Source organism: Psychrobacter sp. 1U2, from assembly GCF_051847575.1.
In genome coordinates this window covers 1-765 of the sequence record NZ_JBPYDC010000939.1, presented here as the reverse complement: position 1 = coordinate 765, position 765 = coordinate 1, and the positions used below count along the sequence as shown (strand labels likewise).

The 765-nt window shown below is 42.5% G+C and carries 1 protein-coding gene; it reads left to right on the top strand.

The genetic code is table 11. The features are described 5' to 3' along the window. Nucleotides 1-685, top strand: a 685-nt coding sequence (locus ACS8FD_RS19680; protein WP_459252160.1) for a phosphohexomutase domain-containing protein, incomplete at its 5' end; no start/stop codon positions are given. Between the last annotated feature and the right edge of the window lie 80 nt (nt 686-765).

Sequence of the window (765 nt, the reverse complement as noted above, 5' to 3'; positions counted from 1 at the left end):
AGCCGATTTGGGCATTGCCTTTGACGGAGATTTCGACCGCTGTTTTTTATTCGATGAAAGCGGCGAATTTATTGATGGTAGCTATGTGGTAGGGATGCTTGCACAAGCGTTTTTAAATAAATACCCAAATGAATCCATCGTCTATGATCCACGAGTAATTTACAATACCGAAGCAGTCATCGAAGAACATAATGGCAAAGCAGTCATTAGTAAGTCTGGGCACTCATTTATCAAGCAAGTCATGCGCGAGTCGGGAGCAGTCTATGGCGGTGAGATGTCTGCTCATCACTATTTCCGCGACTTTTTCTATTGCGACAGCGGGATGATTCCATGGCTATTAACTATCGAGCTATTATCCATTACTGGTAAGACGCTATCTGAGTTGGTCACTGGCTATATTAAAGCTTATCCTAGTTCAGGTGAGCTAAACTTTCATCTCACCACAAATGATGCACCAACTATCATCAGCGCTATCGAGGATAAGTTTAGCGTTGAGAGCCCAGCCAAATCGATGCTTGATGGCTTAAGTCTGAACTTTGGCGAGTGGCGTTTTAATTTACGCGCATCGAATACCGAGCCGCTGATCAGGCTTAATATCGAAACTCGTGGTGATGAGCAGTTATTAGCCGATAAGATACGAGGCATAAAGGAATGGCTTGAAGCACAAGGTGCTGTTTTGGCTTAAAATTTTTTTTGCGGAAAAGGTATGAACTTATAAAAAAATAGGCGCCTGTTAACATAGATATTAACAGGCGCTTTTTGTTG